16 protein-coding genes and 2 tRNA genes are annotated in these 18081 nt (G+C 70.6%); 6 read left to right on the top strand and 12 right to left on the bottom strand.

Annotation, left to right across the window (positions count from 1 at the left end; all coding sequences use genetic code 11):
- Window positions 1–54: 54 nt before the first annotated feature.
- The 5 genes from clpX to ACWGIF_RS34910 all read right to left on the bottom strand — a co-directional run bounded on the left by clpX (window position 55) and on the right by ACWGIF_RS34910 (window position 4801).
- Window positions 55–1341 (bottom strand): ATP-dependent Clp protease ATP-binding subunit ClpX, encoded by a 1287-nt coding sequence (gene clpX, locus ACWGIF_RS34930; protein WP_030710841.1) that lies wholly within the window; start codon window positions 1339–1341, stop codon window positions 55–57.
- A 153-nt stretch (window positions 1342–1494) separates the two neighbouring features.
- Window positions 1495–2160, bottom strand: a complete 666-nt coding sequence (locus tag ACWGIF_RS34925) for an ATP-dependent Clp protease proteolytic subunit (protein ID WP_030710839.1) — start codon at window positions 2158–2160, stop codon at window positions 1495–1497.
- 54 nt (window positions 2161–2214) lie between these two features.
- The gene (locus tag ACWGIF_RS34920) at window positions 2215–2832 is read right to left on the bottom strand and encodes an ATP-dependent Clp protease proteolytic subunit (protein ID WP_030026957.1); all 618 of its coding nucleotides are present in this window, start codon (window positions 2830–2832) and stop codon (window positions 2215–2217) included.
- A 286-nt stretch (window positions 2833–3118) separates the two neighbouring features.
- Entirely contained in the window at window positions 3119–4516 is a 1398-nt protein-coding gene (gene tig / locus ACWGIF_RS34915) for a trigger factor (protein ID WP_453503539.1), read from the bottom strand.
- A 208-nt stretch (window positions 4517–4724) separates the two neighbouring features.
- Window positions 4725–4801 (bottom strand) — tRNA-Pro (locus tag ACWGIF_RS34910).
- A 169-nt stretch (window positions 4802–4970) separates the two neighbouring features.
- Here ACWGIF_RS34910 and ACWGIF_RS34905 point away from each other — a divergent pair.
- A tRNA-Gly gene (locus ACWGIF_RS34905) sits at window positions 4971–5041 on the top strand.
- A gap of 170 nt (window positions 5042–5211) precedes the next feature.
- Here ACWGIF_RS34905 and ACWGIF_RS34900 read toward each other — a convergent pair.
- The 3 genes from ACWGIF_RS34900 to ACWGIF_RS34890 form a co-directional block, all read right to left on the bottom strand.
- Complete coding sequence (locus ACWGIF_RS34900; protein ID WP_403624186.1) at window positions 5212–5406, bottom strand: hypothetical protein; 195 nt, start codon at window positions 5404–5406, stop codon at window positions 5212–5214.
- Window positions 5407–5582: 176 nt separating this feature from the next.
- The gene (locus ACWGIF_RS34895) at window positions 5583–6038 is read right to left on the bottom strand and encodes an HD domain-containing protein (protein WP_453503536.1); all 456 of its coding nucleotides are present in this window, start codon (window positions 6036–6038) and stop codon (window positions 5583–5585) included.
- A complete protein-coding gene (locus tag ACWGIF_RS34890; RefSeq protein ID WP_453503535.1) occupies window positions 6035–7423 on the bottom strand; it encodes a pyridoxal phosphate-dependent decarboxylase family protein in 1389 nt (462 codons plus the stop codon). The genes ACWGIF_RS34895 and ACWGIF_RS34890 overlap by 4 nt, the downstream gene beginning before the upstream one ends.
- 95 nt (window positions 7424–7518) lie before the next feature.
- Between ACWGIF_RS34890 and ACWGIF_RS34885 the strand changes: the two genes are divergently transcribed.
- Complete coding sequence (locus ACWGIF_RS34885) at window positions 7519–8118, top strand: DUF4232 domain-containing protein (RefSeq protein ID WP_453503533.1); 600 nt, start codon at window positions 7519–7521, stop codon at window positions 8116–8118.
- A 341-nt stretch (window positions 8119–8459) separates the two neighbouring features.
- On the opposite strand, the gene ACWGIF_RS34880 is transcribed toward ACWGIF_RS34885, so the two are convergent.
- Entirely contained in the window at window positions 8460–9602 is a 1143-nt protein-coding gene (locus ACWGIF_RS34880; protein WP_453503531.1) for a PP2C family protein-serine/threonine phosphatase, read from the bottom strand.
- 118 nt (window positions 9603–9720) lie between these two features.
- Here ACWGIF_RS34880 and ACWGIF_RS34875 point away from each other — a divergent pair, with 118 nt between their 5' ends.
- Window positions 9721–10956 carry a GNAT family N-acetyltransferase gene (locus ACWGIF_RS34875; protein ID WP_453503530.1) on the top strand — a complete coding sequence of 412 codons (1236 nt, stop codon included), beginning with the start codon at window positions 9721–9723 and terminating at the stop codon, window positions 10954–10956.
- Window positions 10957–10959: 3 nt separating this feature from the next.
- Here ACWGIF_RS34875 and ACWGIF_RS34870 read toward each other — a convergent pair whose 3' ends face one another.
- Together ACWGIF_RS34870 and ACWGIF_RS34865 are read right to left on the bottom strand one after the other, a co-directional pair.
- A complete protein-coding gene (locus tag ACWGIF_RS34870; protein ID WP_453503528.1) occupies window positions 10960–11769 on the bottom strand; it encodes an Fpg/Nei family DNA glycosylase in 810 nt (269 codons plus the stop codon).
- A gap of 193 nt (window positions 11770–11962) precedes the next feature.
- The gene (locus ACWGIF_RS34865) at window positions 11963–12448 is read right to left on the bottom strand and encodes a ribose-5-phosphate isomerase (protein ID WP_453503526.1); all 486 of its coding nucleotides are present in this window, start codon (window positions 12446–12448) and stop codon (window positions 11963–11965) included.
- 219 nt (window positions 12449–12667) lie between these two features.
- On the opposite strand from ACWGIF_RS34865, the gene ACWGIF_RS34860 reads away from it, so the two are divergent.
- Window positions 12668–14104 (top strand): amino acid permease, encoded by a 1437-nt coding sequence (locus ACWGIF_RS34860; RefSeq protein WP_453503524.1) that lies wholly within the window; start codon window positions 12668–12670, stop codon window positions 14102–14104.
- A 74-nt stretch (window positions 14105–14178) separates the two neighbouring features.
- Here ACWGIF_RS34860 and ACWGIF_RS34855 read toward each other — a convergent pair whose 3' ends face one another.
- Window positions 14179–14763 (bottom strand): biotin transporter BioY, encoded by a 585-nt coding sequence (locus ACWGIF_RS34855; protein WP_453503523.1) that lies wholly within the window; start codon window positions 14761–14763, stop codon window positions 14179–14181.
- A 284-nt stretch (window positions 14764–15047) separates the two neighbouring features.
- On the opposite strand from ACWGIF_RS34855, the gene ACWGIF_RS34850 reads away from it, so the two are divergent.
- A complete protein-coding gene (locus tag ACWGIF_RS34850) occupies window positions 15048–16445 on the top strand; it encodes an amino acid permease (protein WP_453503521.1) in 1398 nt (465 codons plus the stop codon).
- Window positions 16446–16619: 174 nt separating this feature from the next.
- Complete coding sequence (locus ACWGIF_RS34845) at window positions 16620–18020, top strand: amino acid permease (RefSeq protein ID WP_453503519.1); 1401 nt, start codon at window positions 16620–16622, stop codon at window positions 18018–18020.
- Window positions 18021–18081 lie beyond the last annotated feature (61 nt).

The raw sequence follows: 18081 nt of genomic DNA, 5'->3' as shown, positions 1-18081 counted from the left end.
GCCGATGCCAGCCAACTGGGTGGGATCGGCCCTCCTGGGCAATGCCTGGCCGCGCTACGCCGACTTCTCCTGCGGGCCCTGGTCCTTCGGGACGATGCGCGGGACCAGCGTCGGGTTGACGTTGGAGCGGACCACGTCCGAGGTGATGACCACGCGGGCCACGTCCTTGCGGGACGGGACCTCGTACATCACCGACATGAGGACCTCCTCCATGATGGCGCGCAGGCCGCGCGCGCCCGTCTGGCGGAGGATCGCCTGGTCGGCGATCGCTTCGAGGGCCTCACGCTCGAAGTCCAGTTCCACACCGTCGAGTTCGAACAGCCGCTGGTACTGCTTCACCAGCGCGTTGCGCGGCTCGATGAGGATCTGGAGCAGGGCCTCGCGGTCCAGGTTGTGCACGGAGGTCAGGACGGGGAGGCGGCCGATGAACTCGGGGATCATCCCGAACTTCACCAGGTCCTCCGGCATGACCTCCTGGAACTGGTCGCTCGCCTCGATCTCACGCTTCGAGCGGATCGTCGCCCCGAAGCCGATGCCCTTGGCTCCCGCGCGCGACTCGATGATCTTCTCCAGGCCGGCGAAGGCGCCGCCCACGATGAAGAGCACGTTCGTCGTGTCGATCTGGATGAACTCCTGGTGCGGGTGCTTGCGGCCGCCCTGCGGCGGGACGGAGGCGGTCGTGCCCTCCAGGATCTTCAGGAGGGCCTGCTGTACGCCCTCGCCGCTGACGTCGCGCGTGATCGACGGGTTCTCGCTCTTGCGGGCGACCTTGTCGATCTCGTCGATGTAGATGATCCCGGTCTCGGCCTTCTTGACGTCGTAGTCGGCGGCCTGGATCAGCTTCAGCAGGATGTTCTCGACGTCCTCGCCGACATACCCGGCCTCCGTCAGCGCCGTCGCGTCGGCGATGGCGAACGGGACGTTGAGCATGCGGGCCAGGGTCTGGGCCAGCAGGGTCTTGCCCGAACCGGTCGGGCCGAGCAGCAGGATGTTGGACTTCGCGAGCTCGATCGCGTCGTCCCGGCCCTGCGCGCCGCCGTTCTCGCCGGCCTGGACCCGCTTGTAGTGGTTGTAGACCGCTACCGAGAGCGCCTTCTTCGCCGGCTCCTGGCCGACGACGTAGCTCTCCAGGAACTCGTAGATCTCACGGGGCTTGGGGAGTTCCTCCCACCGGACCTCGGAGGTCTCCGCGAGTTCCTCTTCGATGATCTCGTTGCAGAGGTCGATGCACTCGTCGCAGATGTAAACACCGGGTCCTGCGATGAGCTTCTTCACCTGCTTCTGGCTCTTTCCGCAGAACGAGCACTTGAGCAGGTCGCCGCCGTCACCGATGCGTGCCACGAGGTGCTTCCCCTTCGCCTGGGAGACGCCTGGTTCAGCGCTCCTGGTGCCTCATATCCGACGGTACCTTGCCGGGGGCCCCGAGCGGGGCCCCCTTGACGTGGTTCACATCGCCGAATCCGGCGACGTGTCCCAGCCAACTGGCGGCAAGGATCAGTGCGAGCTCTTACGGGTGGAGATGATCTGGTCGATCAGGCCGTACGCGAGCGCGTCCTCGGCCGTGAGGATCTTGTCGCGCTCGATGTCGTCGCGGATCTTCTCGATCGGCGTCGTCGAGTGCTTGGCCAGCATGGTCTCCAGCTGGTCGCGCATGCGCAGGATCTCGTTGGCCGCGATCTCCAGGTCCGAGAGCTGCTCACGGCCGGTGCCGCCGGAGGGCTGGTGGATCAGCACGCGGGCGTTCGGCAGGGCCATGCGCTTGCCGGGGGTGCCGGCGGCGAGCAGGACCGCGGCGGCGGAGGCCGCCTGGCCCATGCAGACCGTCTGGATGTCCGGCTTCACGAACTGCATCGTGTCGTAGATCGCCGTCAGCGCGGTGAAGGAGCCGCCGGGGCTGTTGATGTAGATCGAGATGTCGCGGTCCGGGTCCATCGACTCCAGGCACAGCAGCTGCGCCATGACGTCGTTGGCGGAGGCGTCGTCGATCTGCACGCCGAGGAAGATCACGCGCTCCTCGAAGAGCTTCGCGTACGGGTCGTACTCGCGCACACCCTGCGAGGTGCGCTCGACGAAGCGCGGGATGACGTAGCGGTTATCCACCTGCGGGCCGGTGTAGAGGCCGCTCGCGGAGAAGTTGTTCTGCATCTGGGTGTTCACCATCCTGGGGCGTTCTGCGGGCTGTCGGCTGCTGGGTACTGACGGTGGGTGCCGGGATCAGGCCCCGGTGCCGCCGCCGCCCGGAACGTTGGACGCTGCCGAGATGATCTCATCGATGAGGCCGTAGTCCTTGGCCTCCTCGGAGGTGAACCAACGGTCGCGGTCACCGTCGCGGATGATCGCCTCGACCGTCTGACCCGAGTGGAACGCGGTGATCTCGGCCATCCGCTGCTTGGTGCGCAGCAGGTACTGGGCCTGGATCTTGATGTCCGACGCGGTGCCGCCGATACCGGCGGAGCCCTGGTGCATCAGGATGTCGGTGTTCGGCAGGGCGAAGCGCTTGCCCTTGGCGCCACCGGTGAGCAGGAACTGGCCCATCGAGGCCGCCATGCCCATACCGATGGTGACGACGTCGTTCGGGATGTACTGCATGGTGTCGTAGACGGCCATACCGGCCGTCACGGAGCCACCGGGGCTGTTGATGTAGAGGTAGATGTCCTTCTCCGGCTCGGCGGCCAGGAGCAGGAGCTGCGCGGTGATCTTGTTGGCGATGTCGTCGTCGACCTGCTGGCCGAGGAAGATGATGCGCTCGCCGAGCAGCCGGTTGTAGACATGGTCGCCGAGGCCGCCACCGATGGACGGCTCACCCGCGGCGTAAGGCTTCAGATTCGTCACGTATCCACCTGCTCGTCTCCGACGGCCATGTGCCGTCTCAGCGTCTCGTTCTGGGGCCCGGTCCGGCCGGTGCGGACGAGTCCGCCGGCGTCCGGGTAATCACGTGCCCTCGTATTCATGGACCCTAACGCGCAGGTAGGACAACGCCATCCCGCTTCCCGAACTGTTCGCTCGGAGCGCAAGGTCCCGAAGCCTTTCGGGCGCCATGCGGAAGGGCCCGGACGCGGCTGCGTCCGGGCCCTTCGGGGCACTGCGGGTCCTGCTCGGCGGGCCTTCGCCCAGGGTGTTACTTGGCCTCGTCGGCCTTCGCCTCGTCGTCACCGTCGACGGCGGCCTCGGCCGCCTCGGCGGCCTCGGCGTCCTGCTCCTCGTCCTCGTCGGACAGGTCGACGATCTCACCGTTGGTGTCGACGACCTTGGAGGCCTCGACGACGACCGCGAGGGCCTTGCCGCGGGCGACCTCGCCGACCAGCATCGGAACCTGGCCACCCTCGACGACCGCCTGGGCGAACTGGTCGGGGGACATGCCGGAGGACTGGGCACGGCGCATGAGGTGCTCGGTGAGCTCCTCCTGGTTGACGCCCAGCTTCTCCTTGTTGACGAGCGCGTCGAGGACGAACTGGGTCTTGATGCCCTTGATCGCCTGCTCGGAGGTCTCGGCGTCGAACTCCTCGACCGTCTTGCCCTGGAACTCCAGGTACTTCTCGATGGTCAGACCCATCTGGCCGAGCTGGTGGTGCTCGAGGTTGTGCTTGCGGGTCTGGACCTCGTCCGCGAGGAGCTTCTCGGGGATCGGGACCTCGACGAGCTCCAGCAGCTTCTCCAGGACGCGCTCCTGGGCCTGCGTGGCCTGGTCGTACTGCTTCATGTTCTCGAGGCGCTTGCGGCTGTCGTCCTTGAGGGCCTCAAGGGTGTCGAACTCGCTCGCCATCTGCGCGAACTCGTCGTCCAGCTCCGGCAGCTCGCGGGCGGAGACCTTGGTGACCTTGACGGTGACCTCGGCGTCCTTGCCCTCGGCGGAGCCGCCCTTCAGCTGGGAGGTGAAGGTGGCCTCGCCACCGGCCTCCAGGCCCTTGACGGCCTCGTCGATGCCCTCGAGGAGCTCGCCCGAGCCGATGGTGTAGGACACGTCGGAAGCGACGCCGTCATCCAGCACCTCGCCGTCGACCTTGGCCTCGAGGTCGATCGTGACGACGTCGCCGTCCTGGGCGGCGCGCTCGACGTCCTTGGTGGACGCGAAGCGGCCGCGCAGCTGCTCGACGGACTTCTCGACGTCCTCGTCGGAGACCTCGATGGCGTCGACCTCGACCTCGATGCCGGAGTAGTCCGGGATCTCGATCTCGGGACGGACGTCGACCTCGGCGGTGAAGGCCAGCAGCTCGCCGTCCTTCAGCTCCGTGATGTCCACCTCGGGCTGGCCCAGCGGGTTCAGGTCGGCCTCGTTGACCGCCTCGGTGTAGAACTTCGGGAGGGCGTCGTTGACGGCCTCCTCCAGCACCGCACCGCGGCCGAAGCGCTGGTCGATGACGCGGGCCGGGATCTTGCCCTTGCGGAAGCCCTTCACCGTGACCTGCTGGTTGATCTTCTTGTAGGCCGCGTCGAGGCTGTCCTTGAGCTCCTCGAAGGGCACCTCAACAGTGAGCCGAACCCGAGTCGGGTTCAGGGTCTCCACGGCGCTCTTCACGGTTTGGTCTCCTTGGTGGCTGACTGCTGGGGGTCTCCCCCGTCACGCTGTGATTCAGCGGTTCGGTGGATCGGGCCCGGTACATCAGACACACGGGCACGCAGCTTGCATAGTAACCGCAAGCGGCAATCAGCCCACAACGCGATCTTGTGGTGGCCTCGAGGAATCCCCGGAGAATCCCGGAGGAATCGCGAAGAAGACACTGCTGTGGTCGGGGTGGCCGGATTCGAACCGACGACCTTCCGCTCCCAAAGCGGACGCGCTACCAAGCTGCGCCACACCCCGTCGGTGCGACACGTAGGGTACATGCATGGAGACCCTCTGATGTGCGGGGTTTCCCCAACCCGTTTCAGGCGGGTCTCCGGCGCGGCGTCGAAATAGTGGTGTGCACTCCCCGCGAGCGACCCGCTAGGATGCTGTCCGTGCCGCGGTCCCCGGACCTGCGGCGCACGGTGCGGGTGTAGCTCAATGGTAGAGCACTAGTCTTCCAAACTAGCTACGCGGGTTCGATTCCCGTCACCCGCTCTGAAGCACGAAGGGCCAGGTCAGAGGATGTTTCCTCGACCTGGCCCTTCGTCGTTCCCGGGTGTCGTGATCAGACGGGCAGCCCCTTGGCCCCCGCCTCTCGACACGCCTGGACCACAGCCTCGGAGCGTCGCGCACCGACCTCCCGTACGTGAAGGCGGCGCCGGCGGTCAGAGCTTGATGTTCGCGATCATCGTCGCGACCGAGTTCAGGAAGCGGTTCACGTCGTCCGCGATCGAGCTGGACGCCAGGAAGAAGCCGAAGAGGGCCGCGACGATGGCGGGGCCCGTCTTGATGTGGTTGCCACGGATCAGCACCACCAGGATGACCGCCAACAGAACCACCACTGACAGCGAAATGGCCACTACTGATCACACCTTCGGTCGTCCCCTGGTCGGCCCGGGGCGCACGGCCAGGCACACCCCCACATGGACCATCCTCCCACCAACGGGCCTCGGCTATACGCGCCGTGACGAACAGCCATGATTCCGTTTCCGTCAACCATGCGCGCGAAGGACATATTTCGGGCGTCGTGCGTGCGTCAAGGAGCGGTGAGGCCGAGGAGGGAACGGACATGCGCGTACTTCGCGGTCAGCCGCTCGCGGGTGGGGCCGTCCAGCACCGAGAGGCGAACCGGGTCGGCGTTGTGCGCGAGGTCGGCCTCCTTGACCAGCAGGGCGCCCGGAGTGGCCAGGATGCGGGCCGTGTACTGCTCGACCGGTTCGCCGGGGCGCTTGGTGACCGCGAGGACCATGTCCTTCACGGACTGAGGGAGGGCCGCGGAATCCAGCCAGGTGAGGCTGAGCGCCTCGTCCTCGATCGCGTCGTGGAGCCAGGCCGCCGCCTGCTGTTCGGGGGTGCCGCCGCGCAGGCGGACGCCTTCGGCCACGGCTGCGAGGTGCTCTGCGTACGGCCGGCCGGCCTTGTCGGTCTGGCCCTCGTGCGCACCGCGCGCCAGGGCCTCGACCTCCACGAGTGTCAGGGGACGGCTCGTCATGCGATCTCCCTCGCTGCCTTTCGGAGGGCCTCGGCGGCCCGGCGCACATCCGCCTGTGTCGTACGCCAGTTGGAGAACGCGGCGCGCAGGGCGGGGGTTCCCGCGTAGACGGTCGGGGTGACGAAGACCTCGGCGGCCGCCGCCTCGCGCAGGGCGGTCAGGCGGGCCGCGGTGGGGGCCTCGGCGAGGGTGAAGCAGACGACGTTGAGGCGGACCGGGGCGAGGAGGGTGAAGGCGGAGTCCTCCTCCACGGCGGCGCCCAGGGCGCGGGCGCAGGCGATGTCGCGTTCGACGATCTCCCGGTGGCCCTGGCGGCCGTAGGCGCGCAGCGTGAACCAGGCGGCGAGGGCGCGCAGCCGGTGGGAGTTCTCCGGGGTCAGGTGGACGAGGTCGGGGGTGTCGCCGAGCGGGCCGAGGTAGGCGGCGGAGTTCTGGAAGACGCGGGCCTGCAGGTCGCGTCGGCGGGTGAACTGGACGGCGCTGTCGTAGGGGACGTTGAGCCACTTGTGCAGGTCGATGCAGAGGGAGTCCGAGGCGTCGAGGCCGTCGGCGAGGTGGGCGTGGTCCGGGGACAGGGCGGCGAAGGCGCCGAACGCGGCGTCGGTGTGCAGCCAGAAGTCGTGGCGCGGGCGCAGGGCCGCGATCGCCGGGAGGTCGTCGAAGTCGACGGTGTTGACGGTGCCCGCGTTGGCCACGACCACGGCCGGTCCGGGGGTGTCGGCGAGGGCGCGGTCCAGGGCGGCGGGGTCGACGGCCTCCCGGCCGGGCAGGGTCGGGACCCTGACCAGGCTGTCACGGCCCAGGCCGAGGACCGAGAGGGCCTTGGCGATCGAGGAGTGCGGGGCGCCGGAGAGCACGCGGACCCTGCCGAGGGCCGCCACGCCGTCCTCGGCCGGCGAGACGCCGAGGCGTTCGCCGAGCCATTCGCGGGCGATGGCGAGGCCGGTGGTGTTGGACATGGTGGCGCCGCTGACGAACGTGCCGGTGTGGGCGGGGGTGAGGTGGAAGAGCTCGCGCAGCCAGCCGACGGTCTCACGTTCGAGGTCCTGGCCGGCGCCGTCGAGGGTGGAGTTGGAGTTCTGGTCGTGGACGGCGGTGAGCCAGTCGCCTGCGAGCGCCGCGGGGGTGGCTCCGCCGGTGACGAAGCCGAGGTAGCGGGGGCCCGCCGAGGCCGAGAGCCGAGGCTCCCAGCGGTCGCGGAAGGCGGCGAGGGCGGCGTCCGCGCCGGCGGCGTGCTCCGGGAGGGCCTCGGGGTCGTGCGGCGGTGCGGTGGGCGGTACGACGGCCCGCTCGTCCAGGGTGGCGAGCGCGTCGGCGGCGGCGCGGCGGGTGGCGTCGAGGAGGTCGGGGAGCCGGGCGAGGTCGGCGGCGAGCATGCGGTCCATGGGGGCACGGTAGGCGCGGCCGGGGTCGCGCGGGCGGGCCAATCCGGGGGCAGTGGCCCGCCCGGTGCGGGCGGCGGCCGTCGTAGGCTCGGCGGATGATCGCGAAGCTGTGGACACGGGGCGTGGCCGGGGTCGTCGTCGTGGGGGTGCTGGCCGCGGTGGCGGGGTGCGATGCGCCGCCGGCGCCGAGGGCCGCACCGGGGCCGACCGCGACGGCGAAGCCGGTCCGGACGGCGCAGCCCGGCACCGGCCCGTCGTGCCCCGAGGGCGGGGTCCGGCTCGTCGAGACCGACGGGAACGCCGCGATGGGGCTGCGGGTGGCGGGCTTCCAGCTGGTCAACTGCGGTGCGCAGCCGTACGTCCTGGAGGGCTACCCGCGGGTGTCGCTACGGGACGACCGCAACGAGCCGGTGGAGGTCTCGGTCGAGCACGGCGCGGCGGGGATCACCACGGGGGTGCCGCACATCGACGCGGCGCCCCAGCGGGTGACGCTGGCGCCGGGGCAGACTGCGTCGGTGTGGATGGTGTGGCGCAACCTGGTCACCGACGGGACGGTGACCGCCACGACGGCGTCGATCGTGGAGGTCGAGCCGCGCCCCGGCGCTCCCCGTCTGAGCCTGCGGACGGCTCACCCGGTCGACCTCGGGAACACCGGGAGGCTGGGGCTCGGCCCGTGGACGGCGACCGCCCGGTGATCGTCCGGCCCCGGGGCCGCGTCAGGCGCCCGCGCCCTCGGGCGTGCGGCGGGTCATGGGCGGTCTGCTGCAGGTCGGGAGGGCAGTCGGCGGCGGCCGTGCCGCCGGCCGGCGGACCGGGGGCAGGGCCCGGCGGCCGAGGGCAGAGCCCGGCGGGCCGAGGGCAGAGCCCGGCCAGGTCGGCGGCGGCCGTGACGCCACCCGGCGGACCGGGGGCGCCACCCGGCGACCGAGGGCGGGGCCCGGCGACCGAGGGCGGGGCCCGGCGGACCGTGGGCGCCACCCGGCGGACCGTGGGCGGGCCCCGGTGGACCGGCGGGCGGGGCCGTCCCCCGCCCTCCTCAGGCGGAGCGGCGGATCAGCAGCAGCGCGCGGTCGTCGTTGACGTCCTTGGCGACCTTTTCGATCAGGTGCCAGGTCGCGCCCTCCCAGCCGGCGGCGACGTAGCGGTCGGCTTCGCCGGTGAGGCGGTCGATGCCCTCGCTGATGTCGCGGTCGGCGGTCTCGACGAGGCCGTCGGTGAAGAGCATCAGGACGTCGCCGGGGCGGAGGTTTCCGCGGGCGGGGGTGAACTCGGCGCCGTCGTAGACGCCGAGCAGCGGGCCCTCGCCGGACTGCTCCTGCCAGCGGCCGGTGCCCGCGCAGAGCTGGAGCGCGGGGAGGTGGCCGGCCGAGAGGAGTTCGTAGTCGCCGGTCTGCAGGTCCAGGACGAGGTGGATGGAGGTGGCGAAGCCCTCGTCCCAGTCCTGGCGGAGCAGGTAGCCGTTGGCGGCGGGCAGGAAGCCGTGCGGCGGCAGCGCGCCGAGCAGCCCGCCGAAGGCACCGGACAGCAGCAGGGCCCGGGAGCCCGCCTCCATGCCCTTGCCGGAGACGTCGGTCAGGACGATCTCCAGGGTCCGGCCGCCGTTGGTGCGGGCCGCGACCACGAAGTCGCCGGAGAAGGACTGGCCGCCGGCCGGGCGCAGGGCCATCTCGCGGTGCCAGCCGCGCGGCAGGGCGGGCAGCTTGCTCTGGACCCGGATCCGTTCGCGCAGGTCGAAGAGCATGGTGCCGCCGCGCCGCCAGGGCACGCCGACGCGGCTGCGGAACTGGGCGATGACCAGTCCGAAGAACCCGCAGGCGGCGACCACCAGGACGGTGCCGGGGGTGACGCGCGCCGGGCCCTGGGTATAGGGGCCGAGGACGAGGGCCTCCACGATCAGCGCGGCCGCGGAGGCGGCGTACAGGGCGAGGAGGCTGGCGGGGCGCAGCAGCAGGCCGCCGGCCACGATCGGCAGGACGAGCGCCGAGGGCGAGAACCAGACCGGCAGCATCAGCGTGCCGCAGGCGATGGCGGGGATGGTGAGCAGGAGCCCGCCGAAGGCGAGCCAGTCGGAGGCATCGCCGCGGAAGTAGTCGACCGCGGATTTGCGCAGGGCGGTGCGGCCCCGGTGCGACAGCATGCGCATCCGGGCCATGAGGGTTTCCACGCGTGCTCCGGCCATTGATCCGGGACCCTATCCATCCTGACTGTGGATGCGCAGGGGTACCCCCGGACCTGGGGCTGCGGGGTGCCCGAAAACTCGTCGACCTGGGTCGGAATGCCCTGATAGGGATGACCGTATGGCTCTTGAGATGCGCGTATTGCAGGCTGATGAGTGGGATGTCTGGTACGACCACCTGGAACTGGCGTTCGGCGGCGTGCCGGACTCCCCCCAGGAGCGGAAGCTGTACGAGTCACTGACGGAGCCGGAGCGCTCGCTCGGCGTCTGGGACGGCGACACCTGCGTGGGCTCGGCCGGCGCCTTCGGTTTCCGTCTCTCCGTGCCGGGCGGGGCGATCGTCCCGGCAGCCGGCGTCACGATGGTGGGTGTCTCCCCCACCCACCGGCGGCGCGGCGTGCTCCGGTCCCTGATGCGGCGCCAGCTGGACGACATCCGTGCGGGTGGCGAACCGCTCGCCGTGCTGACGGCCTCGGATCCGGCGATCTACGGGCGGTTCGGCTACGGCACCGCGACGTACGCCCTGGCGTTGGAGATGGACACGACCCGGGTGCGTCTGTCCGTGCCGCCGGGCACGGACGGGGTCCGGCTGCGCCTCGTCGACCCGGAGCGCGCCCTGTCCGACTGCGAGAGGGTGTACGCGGCCCTGGTCCCCGGGCGGCCGGGCATGCCGGCCCGCCGGCCCGGCTGGGAGCGGATGCCGCTGCTGGACCCGCCCGCGATGCGCGACGGCGGGTCGCCGCTGAAGTGCGTGGTCGCCGAGCGGGAGGACGGCGAGGTGGTCGGTTACGCCCGCTACCGGGTCAAGGCCGACTGGGGTCTGGACGGTTCGGACGGCAAGGTCGTGGTGAGCGACCTCGACGCGCTGAACCCGGCGGCGTACGCGGCGCTGTGGCGCTACCTCTTCTCGATCGACCTGACCTGGACGGTACGGGCGTCCAGGCGGCCGGTGGACGATCCGGTGCTGCACCTGGTGAGCGACGTCCGGCGGTCGCAGCCGCGCACGCGGGACGCGCTGTACGTACGGCTGGTGGAGCTGGCGGCGGCGCTGGAGGCGCGGACCTACGGGGCTCCGGCGGACGTGGTCCTGGAGGTCGAGGACGCGTTCTGTCCGTGGAACGCGGGGCGGTGGCGGCTGGTCGCGGACGGCAAGGGCGCCGCCCGCTGTACGCGGACCGGGGAGCCGGCCGAGCTGGAGCTGTCGGTGCGCGAGCTGGGGTCGGCGTACCTGGGCGGGGTGACGCTCACCTCTCTCGCGGCGGCGGGCCTGGTGCGCGAGCTGCGCGAGGGCGCGCTGACGGAGGCCTCGCGCGCCTTCGCCGGGGACGTGGCCCCCTGGCTGCCGCACGGCTTCTGACGGTCAGCGCTGCTGACAGGCCGGGCACCAGAAGAGGTTGCGGGCGGCGAGACCGGCGGTGCGGATCTCGCCCCCGCAGATGTGGCAGGGCAGGTTCGCCCTCCGGTAGACGTACACCTCGCCGCCGTGGTCGTCGACCCGCGGCGGCCGGCCCATCGCCTCGGGCAGGTGCTCGTCGCGGACGGTGTCGATGCGGTTGTTGCGCACGCCCTCGCGCATCAGGGCGGCCAGGTCGGCCCACATGGCGTCCCATTCGGCGCGGGTGAGGTCCTTGCCCTGGCGGTACGGGTCGATGCCGTGTCGGAAGAGGACCTCGGCGCGGTAGACGTTGCCGACGCCGGCGACGACCTTCTGGTCCATCAGCAGGGCGGCGACGGTGGTGCGGGAGCGGGAGATCCGGGCCCAGGCGCGGTCGGGGTCGTCACCGTTGCGCAAGGGGTCCGGCCCGAGCCGGTCGCTTATGGCCCGCTTCTCCTCGTCCGTGATCCACGCGCAGGTGGTCGGGCCGCGCAGGTCGGAGAAGTAGTCGTCGTTGGCCAGGCGCAGCCGGACCGTGTCGGTGGGCGGCGGGGCGGGTGCGGGGCCGATCGCGTACTTGCCGAAGAGCCCGAGGTGGATGTGGATCCAGCCGTTCCCCTCGAACCCGAGGAAGAGGTGCTTGCCGTGGGCGTCGACGCCGTCAAGGATCCGCCCGTCGAGCAGGGCCGCACTGTCGGCGAACCGCCCCTGGGGGCTGCCGACGGCGACCTCGCGTCCGGCGAACCGGTGGAGGTGGTCCTCGGCGAGACGGTGGATCGTATGCCCCTCGGGCACGGCAATGCTCCTCGACATGAGAAAACGGCCGTGGGGCGCGCCCCGACCGGGGGAGCGGCCGCGCGCGGGGGGAGGCCAAGAGCGCGTTGGGCGGGCGGGGGGGGCGGGGCCGCGGGGGGCCCCGCTGGGCCCCCCCTTTTCCCCAGCGGGGGGGGCCCGCGCGCGGCGGGGGCCCCGGGCCCGGACGGGGGGATCAGCCCTGCGGGTGGTGGGCCGGGATCGGGGGGAGCTCGCCGGTCTGCTCGTAGGCGGAGAGCATGTCGATACGACGGGTGTGGCGCTCCTCGTCGGAGTACGGCGTCGCCAGGAAGGCCTCGATGAAGCTGACGGCCTCCTCCTGCGTGTGCATCCGGCCGCCGACGGAGATGACGTTGGCGTTGTTGTGCTCACGGCCGAGCTGGGCGGTCTGGACGCTCCAGGCCAGGATGGCGCGGACGCCCTTGACCTTGTTCGCGGCGATCTGCTCGCCGTTGCCGGAGCCGCCGATCACGATGCCGAGGCTGTCGGCGTCCGCGGCGGTCTTCTCCGCGGCGCGGAGGCAGAACGGCGGGTAGTCGTCCACCGCGTCGTAGATGTGGGGCCCACAGTCGACGGGCTCGTGGCCGTTGTTCTTGAGCCAGTCCACCAGGTGGTTCTTGAGCTCAAAGCCGGCATGGTCGGATCCGAGGTACACGCGCATGGGACGAGTGTGGCACGGGGAGGCCCGGCAGCCCGCAGCGGGTGTCGCGTAAGTCACTTCTAAAGCTCAAGTAAACCCAAAGAACGCAGATGGGACACGGTGGGGCTTTGGTCCGGGACGTTCGCCCCCAGGCAACGATCCGGATTGAGGTCTTCCGTCCTGCGTTCATCTCAGGTTTGAATGCCGGGGCTCGCAACCCGAGAACCTAAGGATCCGTCCATGAGCTCCACGACGACCCTTCAGAAGGAAGGCAACCCCACCGGTAACCCCGGTGACGGTCAGCCGTCCGACGGTCTGAAGGCCGGTCTCAAGAACCGCCACCTGTCCATGATCGCCATCGGTGGCGTCATCGGCGCCGGTCTCTTCGTCGGCTCCGGCGGCGGTATCGCCAAGGCCGGTCCCGCCATCCTGATCTCCTACGCGCTGGTCGGCGCGATGGTGGTCTTCGTGATGCGGATGCTGGGCGAGATGGCGGCCGCCAGCCCGAACTCGGGCTCCTTCTCCGCGTACGCCGACCGGGCGCTCGGCCGCTGGGCCGGCTTCTCCATCGGCTGGCTCTACTGGTTCTTCTGGGTCGTCGTGCTCGCCGTGGAGGCCACCGCGGGCGCCGCCATTCTCGAGAACTGGATCCCGGCCGTCCCGCAGTGGGCCTGGGCGCTGATCGTGATGGCGGTCCTGACCGTCACCAACCTCGGCTCGGTCGCCTCCTACGGTGAGTTCGAGTTCTGGTTCGCGGGCATCAAGGTCGTCGCCATCGGCGCCTTCGTGATCGTCGGCATGCTGGCCGTCTTCGGCCTGCTGCCGGGCTCCGACAACCCGGGCGCGGGCTTCGCGCACCTGACCGACGCCGGGGGCTTCTTCCCCAACGGTTACGGCGCCGTCCTCACCGGTGTGCTGATGGTCGTCTTCTCCTTCATGGGCAGCGAGATCGTCACGCTGGCGGCCGGCGAGTCGGAGAACCCCCGCAAGGCGGTCACCCAGGCGACCAACTCCGTCATCTGGCGGATCGGCGTCTTCTACCTCGGCTCGATCTTCATCGTGCTGACCCTGCTGCCGTGGAACGACAAGTCGATCACCGAGAAGGGCTCGTACGTCGCCGCCCTGGACTCGATCGGCATCGCGCACGCCGGCACCATCATGGAGGTCATCGTCCTGACCGCCGTGCTGTCCTGCCTGAACTCGGGCCTGTACACCGCCTCCCGCATGGCCTTCTCGCTCGGTGAGCGCGGCGACGCCCCCAAGGCGTTCGCCAAGGTCAACTCCAAGGGCGTGCCGGTGGCCGCGATCCTGGGCTCCACGGTCTTCGGCTTCGTCGCCGTCTACTTCAACTACGCCTTCAAGGACACGGTCTTCAACTTCCTGCTGAACTCCTCGGGTGCCATCGCGCTCTTCGTCTGGCTGGTGATCTGCTTCACCCAGCTGAAGATGCGCGGCATCCTGGTCCGCGAGGCCCCGGAGAAGCTGACCGTGAAGATGTGGCTCTTCCCCTGGCTGACCTGGGCCACCGCCGCCCTGATCATGTTCGTGATCGGCTACATGTTCGTGGACGACGCCAACCGCGAGGTGGTCACCCTGTCCACGCTGGTCGCCGGTCTGGTCGTGGCCGTCGGCGTGGTGCTGGACTTCCGCCGCAAGCGGGCCGCGCTGCAGGGCTGACCCCTGGTCGCGTACGTACGACAGAGCCCGGCCCGCCGTCACCGGCGGGCCGGGCTCCGGCGTAGGGGGGCTGGTCAGCCGCGGCGGCCGGCCAGCTTCCAGGCGGCCGGCAGGGCGCCCATCGCGAGGGCGGCCTTGAGCGCGTCGCCGAGCAGGAACGGGGTCAGGCCCGCCGCGACGGCGGCGCTCAGGGACATGCCGGTGGCGGCCATCAGGTAGGGCACGCCCACGGCGTAGATCACCGCGGAGCCGAGCGCCATGGTGCCCGCCGTCCGCAGGACCGAGCGGTCGGTGCCCCGGCGCGCGAGGGCGCCGACCAGCGTGGCGGCGAGCAGCATGCCGAGCACGTAGCCGAAGGACGCGCCGCCGGCGCCGGAGGTGCCGTTCGCGAACCAGGGCATCCCGGCCGCGCCCAGGAGGGCGTACAGCGCCAGCGCCAGGAAGCCGCGGCGGGCTCCGAAGGCGGTGCCGACCAGCAGCGCCGCGAAGGTCTGGCCGGTGACGGGGACCGGGGAGCCCGGTACGGGTACGGCGATCTGCGCGGCCAGTCCGGTGAGCACGGCTCCGCCGACGACGAGCGCGATGTCGCGGACGCGGCTCGCGGGCAGCAGGTCGGCGAGGACGGCGCCGGGCCGGAAGGAGACGGAAGCGGTGCTCATCGAGGGCTCCGGAAGGGTCGGGGTGACAGGACGATCACCGACGTTAGTCCGCGGCCCGCCGCGCCCCCACCGCCACCCGACACAAAGGCATACTCCTCGGTTTGGTGGAGACCGCACAAAGACCCTCGCTCACACCCGTGTTCGCGTGATCCGTGTCACGGGGAAGATCCGACAACACTTCCGTTTTGCACGCAAGGCCGCCGCTCGGTGAGACTGTAGGGTCCCGCCAATCCGGATGCGGAGCCCCACCGCCGCTGGGCCGAACGAGAGTACGAGCACCCCTCATGCGCGACCGCTTGCCCGAAGCTCCTCCGATGACGGGCGACCTGCCCGCGGAACCCCTCAGCCACAGCCTCAAGCAGCGTCACCTGACCATGCTGGGCCTCGGTGGCGTGATCGGCGCCGGCCTCTTCGTCGGCTCCGGCGCCGGCATCGGCATCGCCGGTCCCGCGATCATCTGCTCCTACCTGCTCGCGGGCGTCCTCGCGATGCTGGTGATGCGGGCGCTCGGCGAGATGTCGGCCGCGATGCCCGCGTCCGGCTCCTTCTCGGTCTACGCGGAGAAGGCCCTCGGCCGCTGGGCCGGTTTCTCGGCGGGCTGGCTGTACTGGTTCCTGCTGGTCGTGGTGCTGGCCGTGGAGGCCACCGGCGCCGCGAAGATCGCCAACGGCTGGGTGCCCTCGGTCGACCAGTGGGTCTGGGTGCTGCTGTTCATGGTGGTCTTCACCGTGAGCAACCTGGCCGCCGTACGGAACTTCGGCGAGTTCGAGTTCTGGTTCGCCGCCCTGAAGGTCGGGGCGATCGTGCTGTTCCTGATCCTCGGCACCCTCGCGATCTTCGGCCTGCTGCCCGACACGGACCCCGTCGGCACGGCCAACCTGACCGGGCAGGGCGGCTTCTTCCCGGCAGGCATCGGCGGCGTGATCGCCGGCATGCTCGCCGTCATCTTCGCCTTCGGCGGCCTGGAGGTCGTCACCATCGCCGCCGCCGAGTCGGACGACCCGGCGCGCTCCGTGTCCCGCGCGGTGCGCAGCGCGGTGTGGCGCATCCTCTTCTTCTACGTCGGCTCGATGGCGGTCATCGTGACCCTGCTGCCCTGGGACTCGCTGGAGCCGGGCCAGAGCCCGTACGTCGCCGTCCTGGACTCCATCGGCATCCCGGCGGCCGGCCAGATCATGAACATCGTGGTGTTCGTGGCACTGCTCTCGGCGCTCAACGCCAACCTGTACGGGTCCTCGCGCATGGTCTTCTCGCTCGCCGAGCGCGGCGAGGCGCCGAAGGCGCTGCTGAAGGTCTCGGGCGGCGGGGTGCCGCGCCGCGCCGTGTTCGCTTCGGTGGCCTTCGGTTTCGTGTCGGTGGTGCTGAACCTGCTGTGGCCTGAGACGATCTTCCTCTACATGCTCAACGCGGTCGGCGCCGTACTGCTGTTCGTGTGGGCCCTGATCGCCGTCTCGCAGCTGAGGCTGCGCCGGATCATCGAGCGGGACATGCCTGAGCGGCTGACCCTGCCGATGTGGCTGTTCCCGTACCTGACCTGGACGGCCCTCATCGGGATGGCGGCGGTTCTGGTCCTGATGCTGTTCGACGATTCCGCACGGCCGCAGCTGCTGTGGTCCTCGGGCGCGGCCGCGCTGGTCCTCGCCGTGGCGGGGGTGCGTGAACTCCGGGCCCGCAGGGCCTGACCGTCGGCGGCCCGCTCGCTCCGGTGTCCGCGACGTCGCCGCGCGCGTACGGACATGATCACGAACCGTGAACTCACCGTCCGCATACCGGACACGGAACATCCGGTAATCGGACGGTCGGCAGACTGGGGCACCTCCTCACGTCCCCCCGCACACCGGACAGGCACACCCTTCATGAGTCAGAGCACCCTGACACCGCCCGAACCGCAGCAGACCGACACCGGGTCACCCCTCGGCAACGGACTCAAGCAGCGCCACCTCTCGATGATCGCCCTCGGCGGCGTCATCGGCGCGGGACTCTTCGTGGGATCCGGCGCCGGCATCGCCGCCGCGGGCCCCTCGATCGTGCTCGCGTACGCCGCGTCCGGGATCCTGGTGATGTTCGTGATGCGGATGCTCGGCGAGATGTCGGCGGCGAACCCCGCCTCCGGCTCCTTCTCCGTTCATGCCGAGCGGGCCATCGGCCCCTGGGCCGGATTCACCGCCGGCTGGATGTTCTGGACGCTGCTGTGCGTGGGCGTGGCCATCGAGGCCATCGGCGCGGCGCACATCATGACGGGCTGGTTCCCGGGCACCCCCTCCTGGATGTGGGTGCTGGTCTTCATGGCGCTGTTCTGCGGCTCCAACCTCGCCGCCGTCTCGCACTTCGGCGAGTTCGAGTTCTGGTTCGCCGCCCTCAAGATCGGAGCGATCGGGCTGTTCCTGGGCCTGGGCGTGCTCGCCGTCCTCGGCCTGCTGCCCGGCACGGGCGCCCCTGGCACCGCCAACCTGCTGCACGACGGCGGCTTCCTGCCCCACGGCGTGGACGGCCTGTTGGTCGGACTGCTGGCCTCGGTCGTCGCGTACGGAGGGCTGGAGACGGTGACCATCGCGGCCGCAGAGTCCGAGGACCCGGTCGCGGGCGTGGCCAAGGCCGTGCGGACCACCATGTGGCGGATCGCGATCGTCTACGTCGGCTCCATGCTGGTCATCGTCACCCTGCTGCCGTGGAACGACCCGGCGGTCACCACGGACGGCCCGTACGCGGCCACCCTGGACCGCCTGGGCATCCCGGCCGCAGGCGAGATCATGAACGTGGTCATCCTGATCGCCCTGCTGTCCGCGATGAACGCCAACGTCTACGGCTCCTCGCGCATGGCCTACTCCCTCGTCTCCCGCGGCCAGGGCCCCAAGGCGCTGGGCAAGGTCACCGGCAGGGTGCCGCGCCGGGCGGTGCTCGCCTCCTGCGGCTTCGGCTTCGTCACCGTCCTGCTGTCGTACCGGTATCCCGACACGCTGTTCGCCTGGCTGCTGAACATGGTCGGCGGGGTCATCCTCGTCGTCTGGGGCTTCATCGCCGTCTCACAGTTCCTGCTGCGCCGGCGCCTCGAGGGCGAGGCCCCGGGCAAGCTGGTCGTGCGGATGTGGGGCTTCCCGTATCTGACCTGGGTGGCGCTGGCCGCAGTGGCCGGGGTCCTGGTGCTGATGGCGATGGGCGAGGACACCCGCGTTCAGGTGGTCTTCACCGGCGGCCTCACCCTCGCCCTCGCGGTGACCGGATACGTGGTGCAGCGCCGGGCCGCGTCCGGGATCTGACGGCCCCGCAGACCGAGGCGGGCGACGGGCGACAAAACCGCGCCCCCCCAAGCAGTAAAGA

It is taken from the genome of Streptomyces sp. NPDC054849, assembly GCF_053610945.1.
Note: the sequence above shows the minus strand (reverse complement) of the source record. Positions and strands in the feature narration are given on the sequence as shown.